Here is a 25,107-nt window from a genome sequence, read left to right as displayed (position 1 = left end):
TAAAAGTTTAAGATTATGGGGAGGTAAGCATAAAAACAGCCTAATGACTGGGTAAGTAAAGGGTGACATTTGAAAAAGCACCCCTCAGATATGAGGAGTGGTTATTATGGAGAATTGAAGTGTGTAACCCAAATATGGGGCACGGTATGAATAGCGCGATATGGTTAATGATTAACTAGCTTTAAATTGCGGTTACCTGATAGTGAGACATTTCCTTGGCTGGCTTGCTCGACAAAGTCCCCCCACCAGTCAAGCATGATTCTGCGCTGTTCTAGGTAAGTAGCACGGTTATAGGCTCGCCTGACGCTATTAGTATCAACATGGGCTAGTGCCGCTTCAATAATATTAGGGTCAAAGCCTTGCTCATTTAATATCGTGCTTGCTAAAGCTCTTAAGCCATGCGCAACAAGCTTATCTTTATATCCCATGCGCTTTATTGCCATGTTAGCAGTACTACTATTCATCGGGATTGTATAAGGCGGTTTCATACTTGGGAATATATGCTCTCTATGCCCACTTATAGGCTTCATAATTGATAATATAGCCATAGCCTGCTTATTGAGTGTAATAGTATGCTCTCGCCTCATTTTCATTTTTTCGGCAGGAATAACCCATAAGCAATTGTCTAGATCAATCTCTTGCCATTTTGCCCCTACCGCTTCATTTGGGCGTGTCATTGTTAATAATTGCCATTCAATCAAGCAACGCGTTTGTAATTCGATTCTGGCCATAGCAAGGGATTGCATAAATTGGGGCAGCTCTTGCGCGTTTATTGTTGGCATTTGCCCTTTTATAGGGCTTTCAAAAGCATCTTTTATCTTGGCTGCTGGGTTAGCATCAATCAAGCCTATATTCACCGCATAAAACATAATTTCATTGATACGTTGGCAAAGTCTTTTAATTGTTTCTAATTTACCATTAGCTCTTAGTGGCTCCATGGCCTTAATAAATTCTTTTGCTTTTAATTTAAAGATTGATTTATCACCAATATAAGGAAATAAATGTAACTCTAACGATTCCCACGTTCTTTTTAAGGTGCTTTCAGTTAGTCCTTTGCCACTTTTAACTTTAAACCAATCAGCGGCTACCTTTTTAAAGGTGCTAGTAATTTCGTCATGCTTACGTTGTTCTTGTTCTGCTTTGTGCTCTTGAGGATCTACACCTTGCTTTATTAATTCTCGCGCTTCATCTCGTTGTTTTCGCGCTTGCTGTAGTGAAACCTCAGGATAACTACCGAAGCTAATTAATGCGCCCTTTTTGGTATATGGACGCGTATACTTAAAACGCCAGATTTTAGAATTATTCGATTTAACTAAGAGATACATACCGCCGCCATCAAATAAAGAGTAATCTTTATCTCTTGGTTTGGCTGCTTTTATTTGGGTGTCTGTTAATGGATGTGTTTTCCTTGCCATAATTATTTTAGGTATACGATATATAAGTATATTGCGTCTGTATACCTAAGCATATACCTAAAAATTATGGTTGTAAATGTACCTTACTGATACTTAATGGGCAATAAAATAGACTTTAAGGCTTGTTATTACTGGGTTTGGTGTACTTTGTAGGGTTTAAAAGAATGTTACTGATTATTGAATTGGTGGAGCCAAGGGGGATCGAACCCCTGACCTCAACGCTGCCAGCGTTGCGCTCTCCCAGCTGAGCTATGGCCCCAAATAGAAAGGGATAAAACTGTGGCTAATAATATGCAACTAAACGATAAGTGTCAATTAGTTTGGTACTATTTGTTTGAAAAACAGTCTAATAAAACTCTGCCAATTAATGGCAGAGTTCACATAATTAACGCAATATTGAAGGTTGATCTGCACCTTCAGCTTCAATTTTTGGTGGCATAAAGTGTTCACGTTTTACGCCTAATTTGAGTGACATGTACGCAGCCACATAAATTGATGAGATTGTACCAAGCACAATACCAACGCCTAATGTTTCAGAGAAACCTTTTAACATTGAACCGCCAAAGATATACAAAATGATGACTACTGCAAGGGTTGTCCCTGACGTCATCAAAGTACGGTGCAATGTTTGTGTTAACGAGATGTTGATAACATCGTAAGGATCTGCTCGTCGAATCTTTCTAAAATTCTCACGAATTCGGTCGAAAACTACAATGGTATCATTGAGCGAATAACCAATTATTGATAACATTGCAGCAATGATAGTTAAATCTAGTTCTCGTTCAAATAACGATAGATAACCTGCGGTGATGATAACATCATGCGCTAAGGCAACAACGGCACCAGTACCAAATCGCCATTCAAAACGAAAGGCAATATAGATTAAAATACACACTAATGCGGCGCAGATTGCCAAAATACCATCTTGGGCAAGTTCAGAGCCTACTGTTGGTCCTACAAATTCAATACGTTTGATTTGAGCATCGGCATCAATATCTTTATGTATTAAATTGGAAATTTTTGTACCTAGTGCATTATCAATAGCAGATGACGTACTGCCATCTTCTTGTTTAGCTGAAGGTAATCGAATAATGATATCTTTACTGCTACCATAATATTGTACTATCGGCTCATGATAGCCAGCGTCGCGTAAACTGTTACGAAGGTCATCAAGGTTAACCACTTTTGTTACTGTGAGTTCTACTGTCGTACCGCCAGTGAAGTCTTGTCCTAGATTAAATCCTTTAACAAAAATAACCACAAACGATGCAACTACCAATAACATTGAAATAACAAAAGCAATAAAGCCAAATTTTAAAAAGTCGAGGACTCTGCGACCATGATTTAAATCTATAACATCATGATTTTCTTTTTTATTAATAACCACAATAAACCTCTAAATTGATAACTTATTAACACGGCGTCCGCCATAAATAAGATTGGCTAATGCGCGAGTACCAACAATCGATGTAAACATTGATGTTACAATACCGATGCCTAATGTAATGGCAAAGCCTTTAATTGAGCCTGTACCAACAGCATAAAGAATAACAGCTGTAATTAATGTTGTTAGGTTGGCGTCAAAAATACTGCTCCAAGCACCAGCATACCCTTCATTAATTGCATGCTGAACACTGCGTCCATTGCTAAGTTCTTCTTTTATTCTTTCATTAATCAGTACGTTGGCATCAACAGCCATGCCAACGGTTAACACAATACCCGCAATACCTGGCATGCTTAGCGTTGCCCCAGGAAGTAAAGACATTGCACCAACAATTAAAATTAAGTTAGCAACTAACGCAAGGCTAGCAAATACGCCAAACAGACGATACATCACTAACATAAAGATGACTGAAATCGCTAAACCCCATGCGCAAGATTCTAACCCTTGAGTTATATTTTCTTGCCCCATTGATGGTCCAACAGTGCGCTCTTCAATGATTTGAATCGGAGCAATTAAAGCTCCTGCACGTAATAATAATGATAAATTTTTAGCTTCATCAATATTACCAATACCCGTTACCTGAAAACGGTCACTGAAAATACCTTGAATCGTTGCTACATTGATAACACGCTCTTGTTTTTCAAGAATTGGTTTATCGTTTTCATCACGTTTACCAGTGTCTTTGTATTCAACAAACAATGTTGCCATCGCTTTATGAAGATTTTTTTGGGTAAAATCAAACATTCTTTTACCCCCCGAGCCATCAAGAGTAATTGCAACTTCGGGTTGGCCATATTGATTAGTACGATATGAAGAATCAGTTATATGATCCCCTGTTAATACAATACGCTTATAAAGTAGTACTGGGCGGCCGTTCTCCATATATTTAATTTCTGAGCCATAAGGAACACGCATATCACCCTTTAAGATAGCTGGCAAGTTAGGAGAGCTTTCTTCATTAACTTGTCTAAATTCAAGTGTTGCTGTTGCTCCCAAAATGCGTTTAGCTAATGCTGTGTCTTGTATACCAGGTAATTCAACAACTATACGATCTGCTCCTTGGCGTTGAACAATTGGTTCAGCTACACCCAACTGATTAACACGATTTCGTAAAATTGTAGTGTTTTGTTGTACAGCATCATTTTTTGCTTGTTGTAACCGTTGCTCACTGACATTAATTACAATAGTATTATCACTTTGAGAAACAACTTTGAAATCTTGTATACTGTTGATCTTAGTGATAGCTTTATTGCGATCTTCAGTATTATCAAATTGTATTAAAATTTGCTGATTACTATCTTTACTGATCGTTTTATAATTTAGTTTGCTATTAGTAAATTCGGCTTTTATGTTTTCAATGGATTGTTCAGTGAGTTTACTTAATGCGGTTGTCATATCGACTTCCATTAAAAAGTGAACACCACCGCGTAAATCGAGACCAAGCTTCATTGGTTCAGCACCTAACACCGTAAGCCAAGTTGGTGTTGCTGGTGCTAAATTTAATGCAACGATATACTGCTCACCTAATGCTTCGGATATAATTTCTTTTGCTTTAAGCTGTGTATCGTTATCACCAAGACGAATTAAAATAGACTTATTTTCATAAACTATTGATTTTGGTTCGATATGATTATCAGTTAAAAGTTTTTTGATTTTATCTTGCGTAGCAACGTTAATTTCAGCAGTATCTGATCCTGAAATTTGTATAGCAGGATCTTCACCATAAATATTTGGAAGTGCATAAAGAAGGCCGAGGCAAATTACGACGACCAACATAATGTACTTCCACAAAGGATAACGGTTTAACACGACATATTCTCTTGTGGTATTAGGTAATTAATACAATGAACAATAATAGCGAATAAATACTATTTCTATTATAGTGATTTCATTGTCCCTTTTGGTAAGACTGATGTAATAAAGTCACGTTTGATCACAACTTCAGTCGTATCATTTAATTCTAACGCAATGTAACCATTTTCGTTAACTTTTGATACGCGACCAATAAGTCCACCGTTAGTTAATACTTCATCACCTTTTGAAATTGATGCCATTAAATCACGATGAGCTTTGGCACGTTTTTGCTGAGGTCGCATAATCATAAAGTAGAAAAATAGCCCAAAAACTACTAACATGATTAGTAAAAAATAAGGATTGCTTTCAGTGGCTTGCCCATCAGTAGCATAAGCATTAGAGATTAAAAAGTCCATATTGGTCCTCTTGATTAAAATAAATTTTAAAGGTCGGAATTATAACATAATAAATTAAGCTATTATTAACTATTTCTTGTCAAAAAGTTTCAGGTAACTATGCGTTCTAGTATAAAAACAAAGCATTCAATACTACCTAGGTTGATATAATTCCACCAATAAAACGATGTGGCAGATAAATGTTAATTAGGTTGCCAAATATTGCGCCATACTGACTAAATTAAATAGCCATTTAGGGTATATTCCACAAAGCATCGTCAATAAAGCACATAACACAATGATTAATTCACTTATTCTAATATCAGTCCATTTTAATTTAATTGAAGATTTGCTTGATATTAGATCATCACGACAAACAGGTCTTATATAAAGGTTTATAATTAAGCGAGCATAGAAGTAAAGACCTAATGCACTGCCAATAACAACGGCAGCGACTAACCACCATAATTCGGCGGTTACACCTAATAACACTAATAAAAATCGCCCAACAAATCCCGCAGTTAAGGGAGTTCCTGCTAAAGATAAAAGTCCAACTCCCATGGCTAATGCTAGGATTGGCCTTCGCCAAAATAGTCCTGATAGGTCAATTTCGTTTTCATGATCTTGAAGTTCATCAGAGTGTGAATCTAAACTGATCGCGCCTAAAATACAGATATTAGCTAAAATATAGCCAATTAGATAAACACCAATAGTTTCTAATGCTAATACTTGATATTGCACAGCTATTAAAGCCGTTAATAAATAACCAAAATGTGCTATTGATGAATAAGCTAATAGTCGCTTTAAACTACTTTGCATTAGCGCCAATAAGTTGCCCCACAAAATAGAGCAAAACGCCATAATAACTAAAATAATACGAATAGTTTCATTGTTAACAATAGGTGCCAATAAAAATAGTCTTGCTATAGCACAAAAAATTGCAACTTTTCCGACTGTTGATAATAATAAGGCGACTATTGTTGGTGCACCTTGATAAACATCTGGTAACCAAAGTTGAAATGGTACAAGAGATAATTTAAAACCAATGCCGACTAGCATTAAGCATACACCTATCAATAATAATAAACTTGGATAAGACATTGTTGAGAGTTGATAACTTAAACCACTAAAAGTAAGTTCTCCAGTAGTTGCATAATAAAAAGCAATCCCCATTAATAAAAACACGCTGGCGATAGCAGATAAAATCATGTATTTAACTGCTGCTTCCAACGAATGAGTCTGCGTATATTGATAACCAATTAATCCAACAAATGGAATAGATAACAGTTCGATCCCAATAAAAAATGCAATTAAATGGCTTGAGTAAACAAGTGTTACACCACCTAATGCCATGAAAAGTAAAATTAAATAAAATAATCCATGATGATTCTGTTCTTGTTTAAACCAGCGATAAGCAAAACATGCAACGGAAATAGATATCATTAAAATCAAACTGGTGTAAAGTAGCCCATAGCCATCACAAGTAAATAGAGCTGTGATATGGTGTGCTTTCCACTCATCTGTTGACTCGTCATCAATATTCGAATTATTCACAACATTAGAATTAATATCGATATTTTTATTGTCAATGCTATTATTTTCGGTATTACTATCAATATTTATAGTTTCATCTTCATTAGATGATTCGGTCGTTCCTGTAGACACCGTATCAATTGCAATAGTTTCTTCACTCGATCGGATTTGTTCTTTAGCTGGCTCTGAAATCGATGCTGATATTTGCATATTATCACTGCTGATATCAGTAATAGCTTGAGTACTAAAAGAAATTTTATATCCAACCATCACAGAGCAAATTAAAGCACAGGTTAATCCGCATACCGTTAAAATAGCACATCCTTTGGTACTTAGCTTAAAAGCAAATAGTAAAGATAAAAAAACGATGATGGCTAGGCTTAATACAAAAATGGGGGATAAAGCTATCATAGTTTATTACTCCCCTACCCGCTCTATGGTTATGTATTGCTGTGTTTGATTCACGACAGAATAAGACATATCTAAAACTACTTGAGGATATAAACCGATAAAAATAAGTACACTTAAAATACTTGATAATAATAAAAGATCTTTCTTACTAAGCCGGCATTTTGTTGCAGCTCCTTTATCAACTACACCATAAAAAATTGGCTGTATACGTACAATAAATGAAATGGACAGTAATAATAAACCAATTACTAGTAAAATTGTATAATAGGAAAAAGCATTATAACTACCAAGCAACATCATATAATTCCCAATAAAATTAGCCGTACCAGGAATGCCTAACACTGCCAATATAAAAAACAAAGTAAAAGAAGATAAATAAGGCACTCTTTCTTTAAGCCCAACAAATTGATTTATATTTCGCGTTGAATAACATTCAACTAATAATCCACTAATTATAAACATGCCGACGATTGCCAAATTGATGGCTATCATTTGAATAACCACACCTTGATAAGCAAGAACAGAACCACTATAGATTATTGCAGTTACAAATCCCATTAAAGCAATATGAATATAAGCTATTAGCTTTTTAATATCAGTTTGGTTAAAAGCAAGTAAAGCAGCATAAACAACCGTAAGTAGTGCAAATGCTAACATTAACGGCATAATAATGATTGATGCATTAGGAAATAATGGTATAACAAAACGCAATAAGCCAAATGCAGCTGTGTTAAGTAATAATCCACTAATCATCATTGAGCCAGTTGTTGAAGATTCAATATGGGCGTCAATAAACCAACCATGAAATGGAACAAATGGTATACGAACGATAAAAGCAGCTAAAAATCCTAGCATAATTAAAAATTCAGTATAACTTGAAATTGGCGTTTTGGTTAATTCTTGATAATCAAACGTCCAATGTCCTGTTAAATTCCAGTTAATCAAAGCTAATGAAACTATCGAAATTAGCATAAGTAAACTGCTCACTTGAGTATAAATCAGGAATTTACTTGCACCATTAAAACGCAATTGCGAACTTGAATCTCGTCGTCCCCATAAGGAGATTAAAAAATAGATGGGGATTGCTACAGCTTCCCAAAAGAAAAACATTAAAAATAAGTCAGTGATTACAAATAACATCATGATTGCCGATGTCATAAATAATAGACATAAGTAAAATAGACCAAGATTGTTTAAGCTTTCTTTACTAGAATAGATAATAGTCAATAATACAATAAATAAGGTTGAGGTAATAACAACCATAGATAAACCATCTAAGACAAGATGAAAACGAATTCCTAATAGAGGGATCCATTCTAGATTAACTTCTTTTACCCAATTTCCCCCTTGATTTAATATATTTATAGCATCTATCCATAATAATATCGACATCAATAATGTAAGAAAAATAGTAATAAAAGCTACAATTATTGGTAATTTTGACCAACGCATTTGTACATTGGCTGAAACAACGCCTCTTTGTAAACATACATGGCATAACCAACCAATAAATCCGCCTATTATAGGTAAAAAAACGAGCCATAATAACATGAATGATTACACCTTTATTAAATAAAAATCAGTAGCATTAATATGAAAATACTACCTATAACCATCGAAACCATATACCACCGAATTTGCCCATTTTCTAGATCAACGGTGAACGCATTTACTTTTTTGATTCCCCTCATTATCCAATTATCCCAAAAAGCTAGTGGATCTTTTTTCAAAAAACGGGCTAAATAGACATAAGGTTTAACAAATAAAGTATGCAATAAATAATCATAATGCCAATCACTATTACATAAACGTAAAAGGAATTTAACCATTGGCGTATTTAGAATTTCTTGTACTTCGCTATTTGGATGAGCATATAAAATATAAGCAATCAAAAAACTCAATCCAGTCACAGCTACTAGAAGTAGTTGAAAAGGTAACTGCCCATTAGTATCTAACTCAGCTATCGGAATAATACCTTGAGTTGGTAATGGGAAGTAGATAAATAAAGCTGTAGTAAATATTAATAAGATGAAAATTGGTAAATAACTTAACCACTTGGTTTTAGTAAAATCATACTGTTTTTGTTTACGATAAAAAACCATTGAAATTAAGCGCCAAATACCTAAACTAGAAAGTAAAATACCAAACAAACCAATGGTTCCTAATATCAATTTATCTTGAGTCATTAAACCCAATATGATATCGCCTTTAATATAAAATGATGATGAAACCCAAGGCATAGCACTAAGTGATAGCATGATTAACAAAAATATCGCATATAACATCGGAAACGTTTTAATTAAACCACCTAATTTACTGATATCTCGTTCACCTTGACATTTCTTAATTAAAATAGATGAAGCTAAAATTAGCAATGTGCTTGTTACGACATAATTAATTAAGCAATTAAGAGATAAACTCCAACTTTTTGTTGAAAAAGCATAAAATAAATAGCTAATTTGCGTTAAATTAATATATGTAACAATTCGTTTAATATCATACTGCACTAATGCAATGGTGCTAGCAAATAATATAGTCAATGATGAAATCATTGCTATAATAGCAAGAACATCGCTCGACATCATAAACAAATCACTAAGTCTTAAAACTAAATAGACACCAGCTAAAATTACTGTTGAAGATTGCAATAAAGCCATCGCAGGCATTGGAGCTAATGTTGTTTCAGCAAACCATGAATGCATAGGAAATAGTGCCGACTTGCCCATTGCCCCAAGGAATAGCATTAGAGTAATCCAAAATATGATATCAGAATCAACAGCCAAATTATCATGTGCTTGCGTCAAAACGTCACGGATATTTAATGTTTCTAGAGTTTGATACAGTAAAAATATACCAATAATTAGAAAAATATCAGTTAAATGCATAATCACAAATGCTCTAACTGCAGCATAACCATTACGAGGCTGTTTATAGTAAATACCAATGAGCAAGTATGCACTTATACTCAAACCTTCCCAACCCATTAGCATAACAAACAAATTATTGACCAATATTATAGTTAATATGCTAGCAATTAACAAATTACTGTAAGCATAAAAGGTGTAAATATCTTTTTTTGAAGTTAAATCACAAGCTGCAAAAAGATAGACCCAAAAACCAAAAAATGAAATCAACGCTAAAAAGGTTAATGATAATCCATCCAAGGTTAAGGAAATAGGTACTGAAAAGTCACCTACCGAAAACCAATTCCACAGTGGTCGAGTATAAACTAAGGTCATATCAGGTACTGTATTTGAACTAAAATCGATACAAGAAAATACAGTAATTAATGCTATTATCAGCATAGTAGTAATACCAATAATTATTACATTAATTGATCTGATATGTCTTCCCAAGCTCACCAATACTAAAAAAGAAAATAAGGGAACAATAATAGTTAAATAAAGTAAATTCATCCTTTCATTTCACTCAATGAGTCAATATTAAATGTTTTTCGACGGTAAAATAGTTTTATCATCAATGCAAGACCGACACAAACTTCGGCTAAGGCAGTTATTACTGCTAATATAGCAAGTACTTGCCCATCAGATTGTTGCCAATAGCTACTTGCTGCAAACAACGCAACTATAACCCCATTATTCATAATGATAAGGCTAAGTAATAAAAAATAGAAATGGCGTCGAATCATTATTCCTAACAAACCAATCACAAATAAAATAGAAGCAAGAATAAGACTATGTATGAGTGGAATCATATTATTTCTCCAACATAAGCCGATGCATAAAATGATAAGCAATCACAACTGCGCCCAATAGTAAAAACAGTGCCAATTCAGCTATCAAAATGTATGCATATTTAGACATTTCATGCATTAATTCATGAGACTCTTTCAGTTCTGAATAGTCAGTACTTACTACACTATAAATTAGGGCGACTAATAATACAAATGCTAAGACAAGTGGACCTAACCAGATTTTAGGACTAATTCCTTGCTTGTGGTTTTCAACATTATCATCTTTAATTTTCAAAATTGAAGCGACAAGTAAAAAAATAGTTACCGATCCACCAATAAACAGTAAAATATATAAAATAGCTGAATAATATGTATTAAGTAGAATAAATATTAATGCTGAAGCAAAAAGTGAAATAACAAGATATAAAATTGCTTTATCAACACGTAAACTACTAATTACTTTTATACTAGCAACGACAGCAATAATCGACGCGATATAAAAAACAGCAATCATTAAATAATCCAATGTGTATTCATAATATAGCTAGTATATACCCAAATGATATCAAGATACAGTTTACCACTGTATTCATAAAAAATAATCCTGTTAAATAAGTTTTCTAATGAATATTTCTAATATCGAATAAACATTCGAAGTCTAATTTTTCATGATAGATATAATTAAAACAACTAAAACAAATAAAAACCATAAAATTTTATTATTTAAATTCAAAATCAAATTGTAATAAAGTATAACTTATGCACATTAATCAACATTATACCTATCCCATTAAATTGTCATTTTGATTCATACAGCTTAAAGGTGCTTAGGCATAATAAAATCGAAGACGAGAAAATCATGAATAACCAATACTCATCAATGAGAAGTAATGTCAATATGTTAGGTACTTTACTAGGGAACGCAATCAAACGTGCTACCGGTAATGAAACATTTGATTTAGTTGAAATGGTAAGACAATTATCAAAATCAGCTCAACAAGGAGATACTCAAGCTCATAATGAGTTACTTAAATTAATAGAAAACCTTAATGATGACGATTTATTACACGTTGCACGGGCATTCAATCAGTTTTTGAATTTGGTCAATACAGCCGCTGAGTATTATGGTATTTCACCCCATGGGGAAGCTTCTAGTAGTCCTAAAAAAATGACCGAATTATTTAGCACACTAAAAAACCTTAATTTCTCAAATCAAACTATTACAAAAGCAATTAATGATTTGTCAATTGAATTAGTGTTAACCGCACATCCGACCGAAATTAATCGCCGAACGATGATTAATACTTATACTGCTATAAATAACTGTCTATCACAACTGGACCATGATGATTTAGCTGACTACGAAATTGAGCGTATTATGCGACGTTTGAAGCAGTTAGTTTGTCAGGCTTGGTATACTGACGAAATACGTAAAAAACGACCTACTCCAATTGATGAAGCAAAATGGGGATTCTCAGTCATTGAAGATAGTCTATGGAATGGGGTACCTCTATTCTTACGTGAACTTAATGATCAGTTAGTTGATGCGTTTGATGAACAATTATCCGTTGATAATGTCCCTATTAAATTTACCTCATGGATGGGGGGTGATCGTGATGGTAACCCAAATGTCACAGCAAAAGTAACTGAAAAAGTCATGTTACAAGCCAGATTAAAGGCAATTGAGTTATTTTTAGCAGATATTCAAATACTTGTTCGTGAACTTTCAATGACGGAATGCAGTAATTCGGTCATTGAACTGTTAGATGAAAAAAACAAAAACGTTTCAGAGCCATATCGAGCTGTAATGAAGCAGTTACGAACACGTTTAATCAAAACTCACAACTATATTGAAGCTTTATTGAATAATGAACCTATATTAGCGCCTTGCGATATTTTGATTAAAAATGAGCAGTTGTGGAATCCGCTTTATGTATGTTATGAATCGTTAATTGACAATGGAATGTCAACAATTGCTCATGGACCATTGTTAGATACACTGCGTCGTATAAAAAGCTTTGGGTTACAATTAGTCAGATTAGATATCCGTCAAGACAGTTCAGTACATACAGAAGCGCTCGACGCATTAACCAAAGAACTTAACTTAGGTAGCTATGCTCAATGGTCTGAAGAAGAAAAACAAGCATTTTTATTAACAGAGTTAAAATCAAATCGACCGTTATTACCTTACAGTTGGCAACCAGATCAAATGGTTCAAGAAGTATTAGACACTTGTCGTGTAATAAAAAAAGCGGGCGAAGAATCAATTGCTTCTTATGTAATTTCAATGGCTAAAGCACCTTCTGATATTTTAGCGGTTTATCTATTATTAAAAATCGTTGACTGCCAAAAATTCATTCCCATAGTACCGTTATTTGAAACTCTAGAAGACTTAAATAATGCTAAATCAGTCATGCAAAAACTATTGGATATCCCTTGGTATTACAATAAAATTCAAGGTAAACAGATGGTAATGATAGGTTATTCTGATTCGGCTAAAGATGCTGGCACTCTTGCCGCGTCTTGGGCACAATATCGGTCACAAGAGGAATTAGTTAACTTATTTGAAAAATATAATATTAATTTGGTGTTATTCCATGGACGAGGAGGATCAATTGGTCGAGGGGGCGCACCAGCTCATGCCGCACTACTTTCGCAACCACCAGGATCATTAAAAGGAGGACTTAGAGTTACTGAACAAGGAGAAATGATCCGCTTTAAACTCGGCCTGCCAGAGGTTGCTCTCAGTAGTCTTATGCTTTATACCTCAGCTATTTTACAAGCCAACTTATTACCACCTCCAGAACCTAAACAGGAATGGCGCAGTATCATGGACGAAATGTCAGAAATTTCATGTAATTGTTATCGTAGTTATGTACGAGAACGTTCTGAATTTGTTGATTATTTTAGAGCAGTAACACCAGAGGTTGAATTAGCCAGATTACCACTAGGCTCAAGGCCACAAAAGCGCCGAATAGGTGGAGGGATTGAAAGTTTACGAGCTATTCCTTGGATTTTTGCTTGGACACAAAACCGTTTAATGGTGCCATCTTGGCTCGGTGCAGGTAGTGCACTAAGAGCTATTATTGGAGAAGGCAGACAAAACATTCTTAAAGAGATGTACCACAATTGGCCTTTCTTTAATGCCCGATTAGGTATGCTTGAAATGGTTTACGCAAAATCTGCGCCAAATATTCACCAATATTACGAACAACGTTTAGTCGATCCTGCATTATGGCCATTAGGTGAAGAATTAAGAAATTTGCTAACCCAAGATATCAATACAGTATTAACTATTACTGATGATATTAGCCTAATGGCTGATTTACCTTGGATAGCGCAGTCGGTGGCCTTACGTAATACTTATATTGAGCCATTAAACTTGTTACAAGTAGAGTTACTGAGTCGTTCACGAAAAAACAACGATAATGATAATAATAATGAAAACATCATAGTTGAACAAGGGCTAATGATCACCATCTCAGGAATCGCAGCGGGTATGAGAAACTCTGGATAAATTAAAAAAGGCTAATGCCTTTTTTAATTTTCTGGTAATAATTGTTCTAAATAAGCTTTAGCGTCTTGATCTCCTTGCTCACTAGCTTTAGTAAACCAATAAATAGCACGCTCTTGATCTTTATCCGTACCTTCACCTTCTAGATATTTAACACCTAAATTATATTGAGCATCAACACTGCCCTGCTCTGCAGCTTTTAGATACCATTCAACGGCTTTTTCCTCGTCTTTAGGCACTCCTCCACCTACATCATACATCACACCAATATTATATTGAGCATCAGCGTTACCAGCTTCAGCGGCTTTAGTGAACCAATATGCCGCTTGCGTATTGTCCGGTTTAGTTCCTGTACCTGTTACATACATAATTGCTAAATTGTACATCGCTAATACATGGCCATGCTCTGCCGCTTGTGTATAAAAATAGCTAGCTGCCACATAATCTTGGGTTAAACCATCGCCATTTTCAGACATTAATCCCAAATAATATTGCGCTTCTGGAATATTATCTTTAGCTGCTTTACTAAACCAATCAGCAGCCGTCATGCGATCTTCTTTTACACCATCACCAAAAAAATACATAATACCAAGATTTAGATAAGCGTCATAAATACCTTCATTACCAGCCTGTGTAAAATAATCAATCGCAGTCAGTATGTTTTTTTCTACTCCATTGCCTTCTTTGTACATTAAAGCTAAATTATATTTAGCTAATGCATAATTTTGATCTGCCGCTAATTTAAAATATTTAAATGCTTCATTTAAATCAGGTTTAGTACCTAAACCACTTTGGTACATAAATGCTAAATTATTTTGTGCTTTGGCAAGCCCTTGTTCAGCCGCTTTTTTATACCAGAAAAAAGCTCGAACATCACTAACCTCGACACCTAATCCTTGTTTATAAATATTTCCTAATGAGTACTGAGCTTCTGAGTTCCCTTTTTCTGCAGACAAACGTAAAGAAGGGAGCAATGAATCTGACGCTTTAAGCTTTAGTTGAGTATCATCTGATTGCGTCTTATAATTTGTAGCCATTGCACTATAAGAAATAGATAACAATAGTACTAACAATATTTGAATTTTTTTCATATTTTTTAATTATTATAGCAATTTTAATAATTATACATAAATGCAATATAAGGGAATAGTTTTTGTTTAATTCTTATTTGGGCTATTTTATTTATACAATTAATATTGATTAAAGATAATTCTATAAACCTAACTCATCCCAAATTTCGTCAATATGGGCAATGACTTTTGGATCTTTCTTAATTATCTTTCCCCATTCACGATTTGTTTCACCTGTCCATTTATTGGTAGCATCTAAACCCATTTTAGAGCCTAATCCTGATACAGGTGAAGCAAAGTCCAAATAATCGATCGGTGTATTATCAATAAAAGTCGTATCCCGATGAGGATCCATACGTGTCGAAATAGCCCACATTACATCTTTCCAGTCACGTGCATTAATATCATCATCACAGACAATTACAAATTTGGTATACATAAATTGCCTTAAATACGACCAAACTCCCATCATAACTCGTTTAGCATGACCTGGATATTGCTTTTTAATAGTAACAATCGCAATACGGTATGAACATCCTTCTGGCGGTAAATAAAAATCAACAATTTCAGGAAACTGCTTTTGTAAAATTGGAATAAAAACTTCATTCAAAGCAAGTCCCATGATTGCGGGTTCATCTGGTGGTCTACCTGTATAAGTTGAGTGATAAATCGCATCTTTCCGGCGAGTTAAGTGCGTTACGGTAAATACGGAAAATTGCTCAACTTCATTATAATAACCTGTGTGATCACCATACGGACCTTCTGATGCTAACTCATTAGGATCAATATAACCTTCAAGAATTATCTCTGCACTAGCTGGAACTTCTAAATCATTCGATAACGATTTGACTACCTCTGTTCGGCTACCACGTAATAATCCAGAAAAAGCATATTCAGGTAGAGTATCTGGCACTGGTGTCACTGCACCTAAAATGGTGGCTGGATCAGCTCCAATAGCAATACTAACTGGAAATCTTTCGTTTGGGTGTGCTTGTTGCCATTCGGCAAAATCAAGTGCACCACCACGATGTGACAGCCAACGCATGATCAATTTATTTTTTCCTAAAAGTTGCAAGCGATAAATGCCCACATTTTGTCGATCTTTATAAGGACCTTTAGTAATAGTCAGTCCCCAAGATAACAGAGGTGCTACATCTTCGGGCCAGCAATGCATAATAGGTAAACGAGTCAAATCCACCTCATCATCCTTAAAAATCACCTCTTGGCATGGTGCTGAAGAACGATGTTTGACTGGCATATTTAGTACTTGTTTATACTTAGGTAACACATTAAAAAATTGCCGTATGCCCTTAGGCGGTTCGGGTTCACGTAAAAATGCCAATAACTCACCAATTTCACGCAAAGCTGAAGTATCTTCACGCCCCATTCCCATTGCAACACGTTTAGCGGTGCCAAACAAATTACATAAAACAGGCATATCATAACCAATCGGATTTTCGAATAATAAAGCAGGGCCTCCATTACGTAAAACACGATCAGCAATTTCGGTCATTTCGAGATAAGGATTAACAGGAAAAGTAATTTTTTTTAATTCACCTTGTTGTTCAAGATAATCTAAAAAATCTCTAAAATTTGAAAAATTCATTTATTACTACTCCCTGTTACTTAATAGTCTTGAGTTAACCAAATCCTAAAATCATTTTTAATACTTAATACTAATGTAGCTTTGATATTTAACTAATCTGCATCAAAGTTTTCACTATATATAGGTACTTGTTTATTTTGATTACACTCAACAATTTTAGGTAATAAGGCATCAAATTGTTTTTTATCGATTTCAATAAATTTATCTTGATCAACTTGATAAAATAAAAATTGTTCAGATTGATCATCAAATAGAAACGAGGCTATCCAGTCATTTCGATCATCACTATTTTCATTAGCAAATATCTGAATAACACTATTTTCACGTTTTTCAGGTTGATCATGTAATTTATAATCAATTATCTTCTCTGATATTTTAACGTCATACTCATCGAAAATAGTATAATCATTTTGATTAGGTTGGCACTTTTTTATATTTATATCGGCATTACAAGTTGGTACAAAAAAACATAAGCAGGACAACGCAACGGCATATAGGCTTAATTTCATTTTCAAACCTCTTAATTAGATTTAATCAAATTGTGAATATTACCAATAGCTTCACTGTTATTTGGAGATAAAGTAAGATTGATTGCTTCATCAATTGTTAACCATTGATAATCTAAATGCTCAGTAAGTACTGGTATTATCTCATTAATAATAGGCAGATAAAACCAATGTTCTTTATTTAGCTTAACTTCTGGTGCATATTTATGTCTAAATTGCGGGAAAATCTCAAATTCAACGGAATACTTTGCATCAATTAACTCAAGATTTTGCCCTATAATATCAATGCCTGTTTCTTCAAAAACCTCACGAATTGCTGTTTCTCGTGGTAGCTCATTATTTTCCATACTACCTGTTACTGATTGCCAAAAACAAGGGTCGTCTTGGCGCTGTAACATAAGGCAACGGTTTGTTGTCTGGCAGAAAATCACCACCAGAACAGATTCAGGTTTTTTGAATTTTCGCATCAAATATCACTATCTTTTACTTACTTCAATACCAAGTTCAGTCAATGCTGCAATATTGGCTGGGCTTGGAGCATCAGTAAGTAAACAAGTTGCTGCTGTAGTTTTAGGAAACGCTATCACATCGCGAATATTATCCGTTCCAGTTAATAACATACTTAATCGATCTAATCCAAATGCCAATCCTGCATGAGGAGGTGTACCATATTTTAATGCATCAAGTAAAAAGCCAAATTTCTCACGTTGATCATGTTCATTAATACCTAAAATTGAAAAGACGGCTTGTTGCATTTCGCTACGGTGAATACGAACTGATCCACCACCAACCTCATAACCATTGATTACCATATCATAAGCATTTGCAACAGCATTTTCAGGATTATTCAGAAGTTCTTCTGGTGTATAATCTTTTGGTGACGTAAATGGATGATGCATAGCACTTAAACCTTCATCTGTTTCTTCAAACATCGGGAAATCAATAACCCAAAGTACCGCCCATTTACTTTCATCGGTTAAACCTAAATCTTTACCAACTTTTAAACGTAATGCCCCTAACGCATCACTCACTACTTTATAGCTATCGGCACCAAATAATAAAATATCACCATCTTTAGCATTGGCACGATTAAGCAGTGCTTCCATTTGCAATTCATTAAAGAATTTAGCAACTGGGCTTTGTACACCTTCTAACCCTTTGCAACGTTCATTAACTTTAATCCAAGCCATACCTTTTGCGCCGTAAACTGAAATGAATTGCGTATATTCATCAAGTTGTTTACGTGTTAATTGTGCACCGTTTGGAATACAAAGCAATGCAACGCGTCCTTTCGGATCGTTAGCTGGTGTTGAAAACACTTTAAAATCAACATCTTTAACCAAATCAGCCACATCAATAATTTCAAGCGGATTACGCAGATCAGGCTTATCACTTCCAAAGCGACGCATCGCTTCAGCAAAAGTCATAATAGGAAACTTACCTAAATCCACATTTTTAACATGTAACCAAAGCTCACGAATCATCTTCTCCATAACATCACGCACTTGCTCTGCTGTCATAAATGAAGTTTCAACATCGATTTGCGTAAACTCAGGTTGACGATCGGCTCTTAAATCTTCATCACGAAAACATTTTACAATTTGATAATAACGGTCGAATCCTGACATCATTAGCAATTGTTTAAATAATTGTGGCGATTGTGGCAGCGCATAAAACTCACCTTTATGGATTCGACTTGGAACCAAGTAATCTCTTGCGCCCTCTGGAGTTGCTTTGGTTAACATTGGCGTTTCGATATCTAAAAAACCATGTTCGTTCATAAACGAACGAACAAATGCGGTAATTTTAGCTCGCGTTTTAAAGATCGTTGCCATTTCAGGGCGACGCAAGTCAATATAACGATATTTTAGACGTTGCTCTTCACTGTTGTTTTGATTGAAATCAAGAGGCAATACATCGCTACGGTTAAATATTTTCAATTCAGTTGCCAAAATTTCAACCTCTCCGGTTGCCATATCTTTATTGATTTGACCTTCCGGACGAGCTCTTACTTTGCCTTTAATTTGGATACAAAATTCATTACGAAGTTCACCAGCAAGTTGATATGCTTGTTGATAATCAGGATCAAAAAAAACTTGTACAATACCTTCACGATCACGCATATCGATAAAAATCATACCGCCTAAGTCTCGGCGTTTATTGACCCAACCACATAATGTTACTTCTTGATTAATATAACTTGCATTGAGTTGTCCGCAATAAATTGTTCTCATTAAAATATCCTGTGTACTATTAGCAATAATGATAATTATTATAGAGCAATTTATCAGGGTATAAAGACCATGATTTAAAATAATTTTCATTTAATTTATTTATAGTTAGTTTTTAATAATAAATTTACTTTATAAAAGTTTTTATAAAATAAATTAAATTCAAAAAGATACCAATTAGATCTTAATTTTATAAAAAACATATTCAAATTACTTATTGAAAATAACTTGTCATATCAAATATTTATTAATAAGCTTTAATATTATTTAATAGCCTATTTACTTGATATGAAAGCGTTAATTTCAATTGATTATACAAATGATTTTGTTGCTGATAATGGAGCTTTAACTACAGGCCTAGCTGGTCAAAAAATTGAAGCGGAAATGCTAAACGTAGCAGAATCATTTATAAAAAATAATAATTTTGTCGTTTTTGCTATCGATTCTCATGACCCTTCTGATAGATTTCACCCTGAATATTCTCTTTTTCCGCCTCATAATATAATTGGTACTTTAGGACAACAATTATTTGGTAGTTTAGATAACCTTTATCAAAAATATAAAAATACTAATCATATCTATTGGATAAATAAGCGCCACTATTCAGCTTTTTGTGGGACAGATCTTGATTTACGATTACGCGAAAGATGCATCAGTGAAATCCATTTGACAGGAGTTTGTACTGATATTTGCATATTGCACACAGCAGTAGATGCCTATAATTTAGGGTATAAAATATTTATTCATAAAAAGGCAGTAGCCAGCTTTAATCCAATCGGTCATCAATGGGCTTTAAATCATTTTAAAAATACATTAGGGGCAACGATACTTTAAAAATATTTTAAATAAATTAAGGAGTAATAATGAAAGTTTTACGAGATTATAAAGTGCATTTACTTGCACTAGTCGTTGTTTTGGCATGTGAGTTTATCGGTAAGCAGTCTATTTGGATTATCGCTGTGTATCCGATGTTATACGCCATGATCATCGGTGGAGTAATAAGTGTTCCCAAATTAAAAATATTAAAACTAAAAAATATGAATAATGCCAGCGCCATCATGATTGTAACTTTGATGTTACTTATTGCCAAGCTTGGCGTTTCTGTCGGTCCTAAGATTGATATGATTCTAAAAGATGCTAAGTTAGCATTAATTTTTCAGGAATTAGGTCATTTTGCTGGTACGATTTTATTGGGTTTGCCACTAGCAATGATATTAGGCATGAAACGTGAAGCTGTAGGTGCAACTTATTCTGTTGCTCGCGAACCGAATATAGCAATTGTTGCAGATAAATATGGATTGGACTCCGCTGAAGGTCGAGGCGTTATGGCGATGTATGTTTGTGGCACACTTTATGGTGCTATTTGGATGAGTATACTAGCAAGCGTGATGGCAAAACTAGATATTCTCCATCCTTATGCTTTAGCCATGGGAGCTGGGGTTGGAAGTGGTAGTATGATGGCGGCATCACTTGCTCCAATAAGTGACCTTTATCCAGAAATGGCTAGTGAAATCAAAGCCTATGCAACAACAGCAAACTTAATGTCGAGTGTTGTTGGTATTTATATTTATACATTATTTTCACTACCGTTTGCCTCTTTCTTATATAACATCTTTTCCCGTTTACGACGTAATAAAGAAGGAGCGCTATAATGAAAAGTTTAGAAACAATATTTTTACTGATCTTAGTTGCCATTATTATGGCTGCTGGTAATACAGTAGGTTACAAAATTGATTTTATGCTGTCATTAGAAGCGTTATCAATTTTAGTTGTTATATCAATTGTTGGTTATTTTGTTGGCAAAATTCCAGTATTAAACAAATTTCCAGTTATTTTATGGGTATCAGTTGTAGCCGCAGTGGCTTCATCACCTATTTTCCCTTTTCATGAACAAGTTGTTTCACTTACTGACAAGGTTTCTTTATTGGCGGTTTGTACCCCAGTGCTTGCTTATGCTGGATTGGCTATTGGTAAAGATTTAGCATTATTTAAAAGTATCTCATGGCGAATTATTCCTGTTTCATTAGCGGTATTTTCAGGCACTTTTATTTTGGCAGCAATCATTGCTCAAATCACCTTGCATTGGGAAGGTGTTATCTAATTTGCACTAGGATTTAATTTATGACAAAAGAAGAACTTAAAAAAAAGGTTTGTAGTGCAATTGCAAACCGTAAAGCCGATATTAAGGCGATTGCTGAATCAATTTGGGTAGAACCTGAACTTGGTTATAAAGAACACAAAACAGCTCAAAAAGTTGAGCAAACTTTTGAAAAACTAGGTATTCCATTTAAAAATAAATTAGCAATAACAGGAGTAAAAGGTCGCCTAAAAGGAGGAAAAGGTAGTAAATATAGTATTGCCGTTATCGGCGAGCTTGATGCTATTATTTGTGCAGATCACCCTGCTGCTGACGAAACATCTGGTGCTGCGCACTGCTGTGGACATAATGCTCAAATTGCAAATATGATGGCAGTAACGATGGGATTAATTGATTCAGGGGCTATGCAATTTTTAGCTGGCGATGTCGTACCATTTGCTGTTCCAGCTGAAGAATATGTTGAAATCACTTATCGAAATCGCTTAATAAAAGAAGGTAAAATCAAATATATTGGTGGCAAACCAGAGTTAATTTCACGTGGCGAGTTTGACGATATTGATATGGCATTACAAATACATTTAACTAGTGTACCTAATGAACGTCAAAATGGTTTTATCGAAATATCAACAACTAGCAATGGTTTTATCGGAAAATTAATTAAATATAAAGGTGAGGCAGCACATGCTGCTGCAGCGCCTCATGCTGGCGTCAATGCCTTAAATGCTGCGATGATGGGAATGATGGGGGTGCATGCTATTCGTGAAACATTTCAAGAAAAAGACTACATTAGATTCCATCCAATTATTACCCAAGGTGGTGATTTAGTAAATGTAGTTCCAAGCGATGTCAGAATGGAAAGCTATGTGCGCGCAGGCAATGTGCCTGCCATGATTGATGCCAATGAACGAATAAATCAAGCATTAAAAGCTGGAGCAATGGCTGTTGGGGCAACGTGTGAAATTAAAGATCTACCAGGTTATTTACCTTTGCAAAACAATCCAACACTTAATGACTTTTTACAAAGTAATGCACAAGATCTAATTGGTGCTGATAATGTTTGGATTGCGCCTCATATGACAGGTAGTACGGATACTGGAGATTTATCTCACATTATGCCTGTTAGCCACCCATGGATTGGTTCAGTTCGAGGTGTTTTACATGGTAAAGATTATACGGTATTTGATGAAGAAATGGCTTACATCCGCCCTGCACAAATGATGGCATGTACAATTATTGATTTACTTTATGATGATGCCAAACCTGCACAGAAGCTGATGTCAGAATATAAACCACTAATGACCAAAGAGGAATATTTAACCTTTCTATCTGGCTTTGACAAATAATCTTAATAGCTTGGCACATTGTTGTGCCAAGTTTCTGTTATAATGCTTCATTAACCACAATAATAATCGCACAATATGCTAGAACTTACAGATCAAGAATTGTTTCGTTATGATAGACAAATCACATTGCGTGATTTCGATATTGATAAACAGCAAATATTGAAAAACAGTTCAGCACTGATCATTGGTTTAGGCGGACTTGGTTGCGCTGCATCACTCTATTTAGCGGCATCAGGTTTAGGAAAATTAACGTTAGTTGATTTTGACACCATATCAAAATCCAACTTAAATCGACAAATCTTATATACCGAAAGCTTTATTAATCAATACAAAGTCGAGGTGGCAAAAGAGGCCTTAACCAATATAAATGCCAATACGTTAATTGAAACAGTAAATCAGCGACTTGATGATAATAAGCTTATTTCACTTATTAAACAACATGATATTGTCATAGACTGTACGGATAACCTAGTGACACGAGAGCAAATTAACCGCTGTTGCTTTCAAGTAAAAAAAACGTTAGTTTCTGGAGCGGCAATCCGTATGGAGGGGTTATTAAGTGTATTTACATACCAACCTAATGAACCCTGTTATCACTGTTTAAGTCGCTTATTTGGTAAAGATCAACTCACTTGTGTTGAGACCGGCGTCATGGCTCCGCTTGTTGGAATGTTTGGTTCCATGCAAGCCTTAGAAGCGATAAAAGTGTTAACTCAATATGGAAAACCATTAATTGGTCGTGTATTAATGACTGATACAATGACAATGGAGTTTAGCCAAGTTAAATTTACCAAACAACCTAATTGTCCCGTTTGTGGTAATGGTAATACCAATCAGGTTTCTCAATGAAAATTAATCGAATTATTTTAGCTCCTATGGAGGGAGTACTGGATTATCAAGTCAGGCAACTTTTAACTGAAATTAACCAATTTGATTATTGTGTTACAGAATTTATCAGAGTGACCCATCACAAATTATCAAATAGGACTTTCTATCGCCTATGTCCTGAACTTTACAATAATGGAAAAACCGAATCTGACACGCCAGTTCGTGTCCAAATTTTAGGACAGTCACCAGAGTGGATGGCTGAAAATGCTATTAAAGCTATCGAATTAGGTTCTTATGGTATAGATATCAATTTTGGTTGCCCAGCCAAAACTGTAGTTGGCAGCCACGGTGGCGCTTATTTATTACAATATCCAGAGCAGATATTTAATATTGTCAGCCAGGTACGACAAGCTATAGGTACAACAAATAAATTATCAGTCAAAATTCGCTTAGGTTGGGATAATAAATCGCATTGTCACGAAATTGCCAACGCAATTGAACTTGCCGGAGCCAACGAAATAGCAATTCACGGAAGGACCAAAGAAGACGGCTATAAATCCGAAAAAATAGATTGGCAAACAATAGGCCAAATCAAACAGCACTTAAAAATTCCTGTTATTGCTAATGGTGAAATTTTCTCTATTGCAGATGCAAAAAATTGCATAAGCCAAAGCCAAACTAATGACATTATGCTAGGGCGCGGTATTTTAACTATTCCAAACCTAGCTAATATGATACGAACTGAGCAATCAGCATTAAATTGGCAACAAGTGATGGAAATTTTAATTCACTATGCAACATCATCTATTGATAGTGCTAAACCGCTTTATCACTCTGCTCGCATCAAACAATGGCTTGCTTACTTAAAACGGCACTATGTTCAAGCGTCAGAAGTCTTACAAAACATTAGAACACTCAAATCACAACAAGAAATTTGTCAATTTTTAACAAATGACAATAAAAATAATACATAAATGTCGTGGCTATTTATCCAACAACTAAATAAGGTACATTACATATTACCAATAAAATATAATCTATTTAGCTGATATTAAAAGATTAATTAATGTTAATCAGAAAAGGTTATATGTGGTTCTACTTTTCCATAAAAAACGTTCAGGTAGAGCATTGATTTTATTTAATTTTTTTATTTTAAAGAAAAATCAATCATTTATTCAATATTAGACAGAGCCTGATTAGGCATTTCACAAGTATTGATAAAAAG

21 protein-coding genes and 1 tRNA gene are annotated in these 25,107 nt (G+C 34.6%); 7 read left to right on the top strand and 15 right to left on the bottom strand.

The window, feature by feature from the left end:
- Positions 1 to 164: 164 nt before the first annotated feature.
- The 10 genes from ACGH80_RS09625 to ACGH80_RS09580 form a co-directional block, all read right to left on the bottom strand.
- Entirely contained in the window at positions 165 to 1,415 is a 1,251-nt protein-coding gene (locus ACGH80_RS09625; RefSeq protein ID WP_411578677.1) for an integrase domain-containing protein, read from the bottom strand.
- 183 nt (positions 1,416 to 1,598) lie between these two features.
- Positions 1,599 to 1,674 (bottom strand) — tRNA-Ala (locus tag ACGH80_RS09620).
- A gap of 126 nt (positions 1,675 to 1,800) precedes the next feature.
- Positions 1,801 to 2,796 carry a protein translocase subunit SecF gene (gene secF, locus ACGH80_RS09615; protein ID WP_174798820.1) on the bottom strand — a complete coding sequence of 332 codons (996 nt, stop codon included), beginning with the start codon at positions 2,794 to 2,796 and terminating at the stop codon, positions 1,801 to 1,803.
- A 15-nt stretch (positions 2,797 to 2,811) separates the two neighbouring features.
- The gene (secD, locus tag ACGH80_RS09610; protein ID WP_411631050.1) at positions 2,812 to 4,668 is read right to left on the bottom strand and encodes a protein translocase subunit SecD; all 1,857 of its coding nucleotides are present in this window, start codon (positions 4,666 to 4,668) and stop codon (positions 2,812 to 2,814) included.
- A gap of 68 nt (positions 4,669 to 4,736) precedes the next feature.
- On the bottom strand, positions 4,737 to 5,069 hold the full coding sequence (gene yajC, locus ACGH80_RS09605; RefSeq protein ID WP_085165105.1) for a preprotein translocase subunit YajC: 333 nt from the start codon (positions 5,067 to 5,069) through the stop codon (positions 4,737 to 4,739).
- A 186-nt stretch (positions 5,070 to 5,255) separates the two neighbouring features.
- Complete coding sequence (locus tag ACGH80_RS09600) at positions 5,256 to 6,992, bottom strand: NADH-quinone oxidoreductase subunit N (RefSeq protein ID WP_174798784.1); 1,737 nt, start codon at positions 6,990 to 6,992, stop codon at positions 5,256 to 5,258.
- 6 nt (positions 6,993 to 6,998) lie between these two features.
- Positions 6,999 to 8,543, bottom strand: coding sequence for a NuoM family protein (locus ACGH80_RS09595; protein ID WP_174798785.1), 1,545 nt, complete (start codon positions 8,541 to 8,543; stop codon positions 6,999 to 7,001).
- A gap of 17 nt (positions 8,544 to 8,560) precedes the next feature.
- On the bottom strand, positions 8,561 to 10,297 hold the full coding sequence (locus ACGH80_RS09590) for an NADH-quinone oxidoreductase subunit L (protein WP_296302331.1): 1,737 nt from the start codon (positions 10,295 to 10,297) through the stop codon (positions 8,561 to 8,563).
- 107 nt (positions 10,298 to 10,404) lie between these two features.
- Entirely contained in the window at positions 10,405 to 10,707 is a 303-nt protein-coding gene (nuoK, locus tag ACGH80_RS09585; protein WP_034912410.1) for an NADH-quinone oxidoreductase subunit NuoK, read from the bottom strand.
- Between the two features lies 1 nt (position 10,708).
- Positions 10,709 to 11,200 carry an NADH-quinone oxidoreductase subunit J gene (locus tag ACGH80_RS09580; protein WP_296210737.1) on the bottom strand — a complete coding sequence of 164 codons (492 nt, stop codon included), beginning with the start codon at positions 11,198 to 11,200 and terminating at the stop codon, positions 10,709 to 10,711.
- A 345-nt stretch (positions 11,201 to 11,545) separates the two neighbouring features.
- Between ACGH80_RS09580 and ppc the strand changes: the two genes are divergently transcribed.
- Positions 11,546 to 14,203, top strand: a complete 2,658-nt coding sequence (gene ppc, locus ACGH80_RS09575) for a phosphoenolpyruvate carboxylase (protein WP_411578679.1) — start codon at positions 11,546 to 11,548, stop codon at positions 14,201 to 14,203.
- Positions 14,204 to 14,226: 23 nt separating this feature from the next.
- On the opposite strand, the gene ACGH80_RS09570 is transcribed toward ppc, so the two are convergent.
- From ACGH80_RS09570 to aspS, 5 genes are all read right to left on the bottom strand, one after another.
- Positions 14,227 to 15,291: an SEL1-like repeat protein gene (locus tag ACGH80_RS09570; RefSeq protein WP_174798788.1), complete on the bottom strand. Its 1,065-nt coding sequence runs from the start codon at positions 15,289 to 15,291 to the stop codon at positions 14,227 to 14,229.
- A 121-nt stretch (positions 15,292 to 15,412) separates the two neighbouring features.
- Entirely contained in the window at positions 15,413 to 16,876 is a 1,464-nt protein-coding gene (gene ubiD, locus ACGH80_RS09565) for a 4-hydroxy-3-polyprenylbenzoate decarboxylase (RefSeq protein ID WP_085165137.1), read from the bottom strand.
- Between the two features lie 92 nt (positions 16,877 to 16,968).
- Positions 16,969 to 17,385, bottom strand: coding sequence for a hypothetical protein (locus ACGH80_RS09560; protein ID WP_174798789.1), 417 nt, complete (start codon positions 17,383 to 17,385; stop codon positions 16,969 to 16,971).
- Between the two features lie 11 nt (positions 17,386 to 17,396).
- The gene (gene nudB, locus ACGH80_RS09555) at positions 17,397 to 17,849 is read right to left on the bottom strand and encodes a dihydroneopterin triphosphate diphosphatase (RefSeq protein ID WP_174798790.1); all 453 of its coding nucleotides are present in this window, start codon (positions 17,847 to 17,849) and stop codon (positions 17,397 to 17,399) included.
- A 9-nt stretch (positions 17,850 to 17,858) separates the two neighbouring features.
- The gene (gene aspS / locus ACGH80_RS09550) at positions 17,859 to 19,616 is read right to left on the bottom strand and encodes an aspartate--tRNA ligase (RefSeq protein ID WP_174798791.1); all 1,758 of its coding nucleotides are present in this window, start codon (positions 19,614 to 19,616) and stop codon (positions 17,859 to 17,861) included.
- A 285-nt stretch (positions 19,617 to 19,901) separates the two neighbouring features.
- On the opposite strand from aspS, the gene ACGH80_RS09545 reads away from it, so the two are divergent.
- The 6 genes from ACGH80_RS09545 to dusC all read left to right on the top strand — a co-directional run bounded on the left by ACGH80_RS09545 (position 19,902) and on the right by dusC (position 24,856).
- Entirely contained in the window at positions 19,902 to 20,447 is a 546-nt protein-coding gene (locus ACGH80_RS09545; RefSeq protein ID WP_411631047.1) for a cysteine hydrolase family protein, read from the top strand.
- 29 nt (positions 20,448 to 20,476) lie between these two features.
- Positions 20,477 to 21,265, top strand: a complete 789-nt coding sequence (locus tag ACGH80_RS09540; RefSeq protein WP_174798793.1) for a DUF3100 domain-containing protein — start codon at positions 20,477 to 20,479, stop codon at positions 21,263 to 21,265.
- A complete protein-coding gene (locus tag ACGH80_RS09535; RefSeq protein WP_065560819.1) occupies positions 21,265 to 21,714 on the top strand; it encodes a hypothetical protein in 450 nt (149 codons plus the stop codon). Before ACGH80_RS09540 ends, ACGH80_RS09535 begins: the two co-directional genes overlap by 1 nt.
- 20 nt (positions 21,715 to 21,734) lie before the next feature.
- Positions 21,735 to 23,054: an amidohydrolase gene (locus tag ACGH80_RS09530; RefSeq protein ID WP_296317073.1), complete on the top strand. Its 1,320-nt coding sequence runs from the start codon at positions 21,735 to 21,737 to the stop codon at positions 23,052 to 23,054.
- Between the two features lie 75 nt (positions 23,055 to 23,129).
- Entirely contained in the window at positions 23,130 to 23,903 is a 774-nt protein-coding gene (locus tag ACGH80_RS09525) for a molybdopterin-synthase adenylyltransferase MoeB (protein ID WP_174798795.1), read from the top strand.
- Entirely contained in the window at positions 23,900 to 24,856 is a 957-nt protein-coding gene (dusC, locus tag ACGH80_RS09520) for a tRNA dihydrouridine(16) synthase DusC (protein WP_174798796.1), read from the top strand. The genes ACGH80_RS09525 and dusC overlap by 4 nt, the downstream gene beginning before the upstream one ends.
- Positions 24,857 to 25,107 lie beyond the last annotated feature (251 nt).

The sequence above is a fragment of the Gilliamella sp. BG1 genome, from assembly GCF_046635625.1.
GTDB classification, from domain to species: Bacteria; Pseudomonadota; Gammaproteobacteria; order Enterobacterales; family Orbaceae; genus Gilliamella; species Gilliamella bombi.
Note: the sequence above shows the minus strand (reverse complement) of the source record. Positions and strands in the feature narration are given on the sequence as shown.

Bases quoted from the DNA above. Each gene is read 5' to 3' on its own strand.
- ACGH80_RS09580 (WP_296210737.1), bottom strand. From the start codon at position 11,200: ATGATTGCTGTTTTTTATATCGCGTCGATTATTGCTGTCGTTGCTAGT.
- ACGH80_RS09525 (WP_174798795.1), top strand. From the start codon at position 23,130: ATGCTAGAACTTACAGATCAAGAATTGTTTCGTTATGATAGACAAATC.
- ACGH80_RS09625 (WP_411578677.1), bottom strand. From the start codon at position 1,415: ATGGCAAGGAAAACACATCCATTAACAGACACCCAAATAAAAGCAGCC.
- ppc (WP_411578679.1), top strand. From the start codon at position 11,546: ATGAATAACCAATACTCATCAATGAGAAGTAATGTCAATATGTTAGGT.
- ACGH80_RS09570 (WP_174798788.1), bottom strand. From the start codon at position 15,291: ATGAAAAAAATTCAAATATTGTTAGTACTATTGTTATCTATTTCTTAT.
- nuoK (WP_034912410.1), bottom strand. From the start codon at position 10,707: ATGATTCCACTCATACATAGTCTTATTCTTGCTTCTATTTTATTTGTG.
- ACGH80_RS09530 (WP_296317073.1), top strand. From the start codon at position 21,735: ATGACAAAAGAAGAACTTAAAAAAAAGGTTTGTAGTGCAATTGCAAAC.
- ACGH80_RS09545 (WP_411631047.1), top strand. From the start codon at position 19,902: ATGAAAGCGTTAATTTCAATTGATTATACAAATGATTTTGTTGCTGAT.
- ubiD (WP_085165137.1), bottom strand. From the start codon at position 16,876: ATGAATTTTTCAAATTTTAGAGATTTTTTAGATTATCTTGAACAACAA.
- ACGH80_RS09540 (WP_174798793.1), top strand. From the start codon at position 20,477: ATGAAAGTTTTACGAGATTATAAAGTGCATTTACTTGCACTAGTCGTT.
- ACGH80_RS09560 (WP_174798789.1), bottom strand. From the start codon at position 17,385: ATGAAATTAAGCCTATATGCCGTTGCGTTGTCCTGCTTATGTTTTTTT.
- aspS (WP_174798791.1), bottom strand. From the start codon at position 19,616: ATGAGAACAATTTATTGCGGACAACTCAATGCAAGTTATATTAATCAA.
- ACGH80_RS09535 (WP_065560819.1), top strand. From the start codon at position 21,265: ATGAAAAGTTTAGAAACAATATTTTTACTGATCTTAGTTGCCATTATT.
- ACGH80_RS09590 (WP_296302331.1), bottom strand. From the start codon at position 10,297: ATGCTGATAATAGCATTAATTACTGTATTTTCTTGTATCGATTTTAGT.
- yajC (WP_085165105.1), bottom strand. From the start codon at position 5,069: ATGGACTTTTTAATCTCTAATGCTTATGCTACTGATGGGCAAGCCACT.
- dusC (WP_174798796.1), top strand. From the start codon at position 23,900: ATGAAAATTAATCGAATTATTTTAGCTCCTATGGAGGGAGTACTGGAT.
- nudB (WP_174798790.1), bottom strand. From the start codon at position 17,849: ATGCGAAAATTCAAAAAACCTGAATCTGTTCTGGTGGTGATTTTCTGC.
- ACGH80_RS09595 (WP_174798785.1), bottom strand. From the start codon at position 8,543: ATGTTATTATGGCTCGTTTTTTTACCTATAATAGGCGGATTTATTGGT.
- ACGH80_RS09600 (WP_174798784.1), bottom strand. From the start codon at position 6,992: ATGATAGCTTTATCCCCCATTTTTGTATTAAGCCTAGCCATCATCGTT.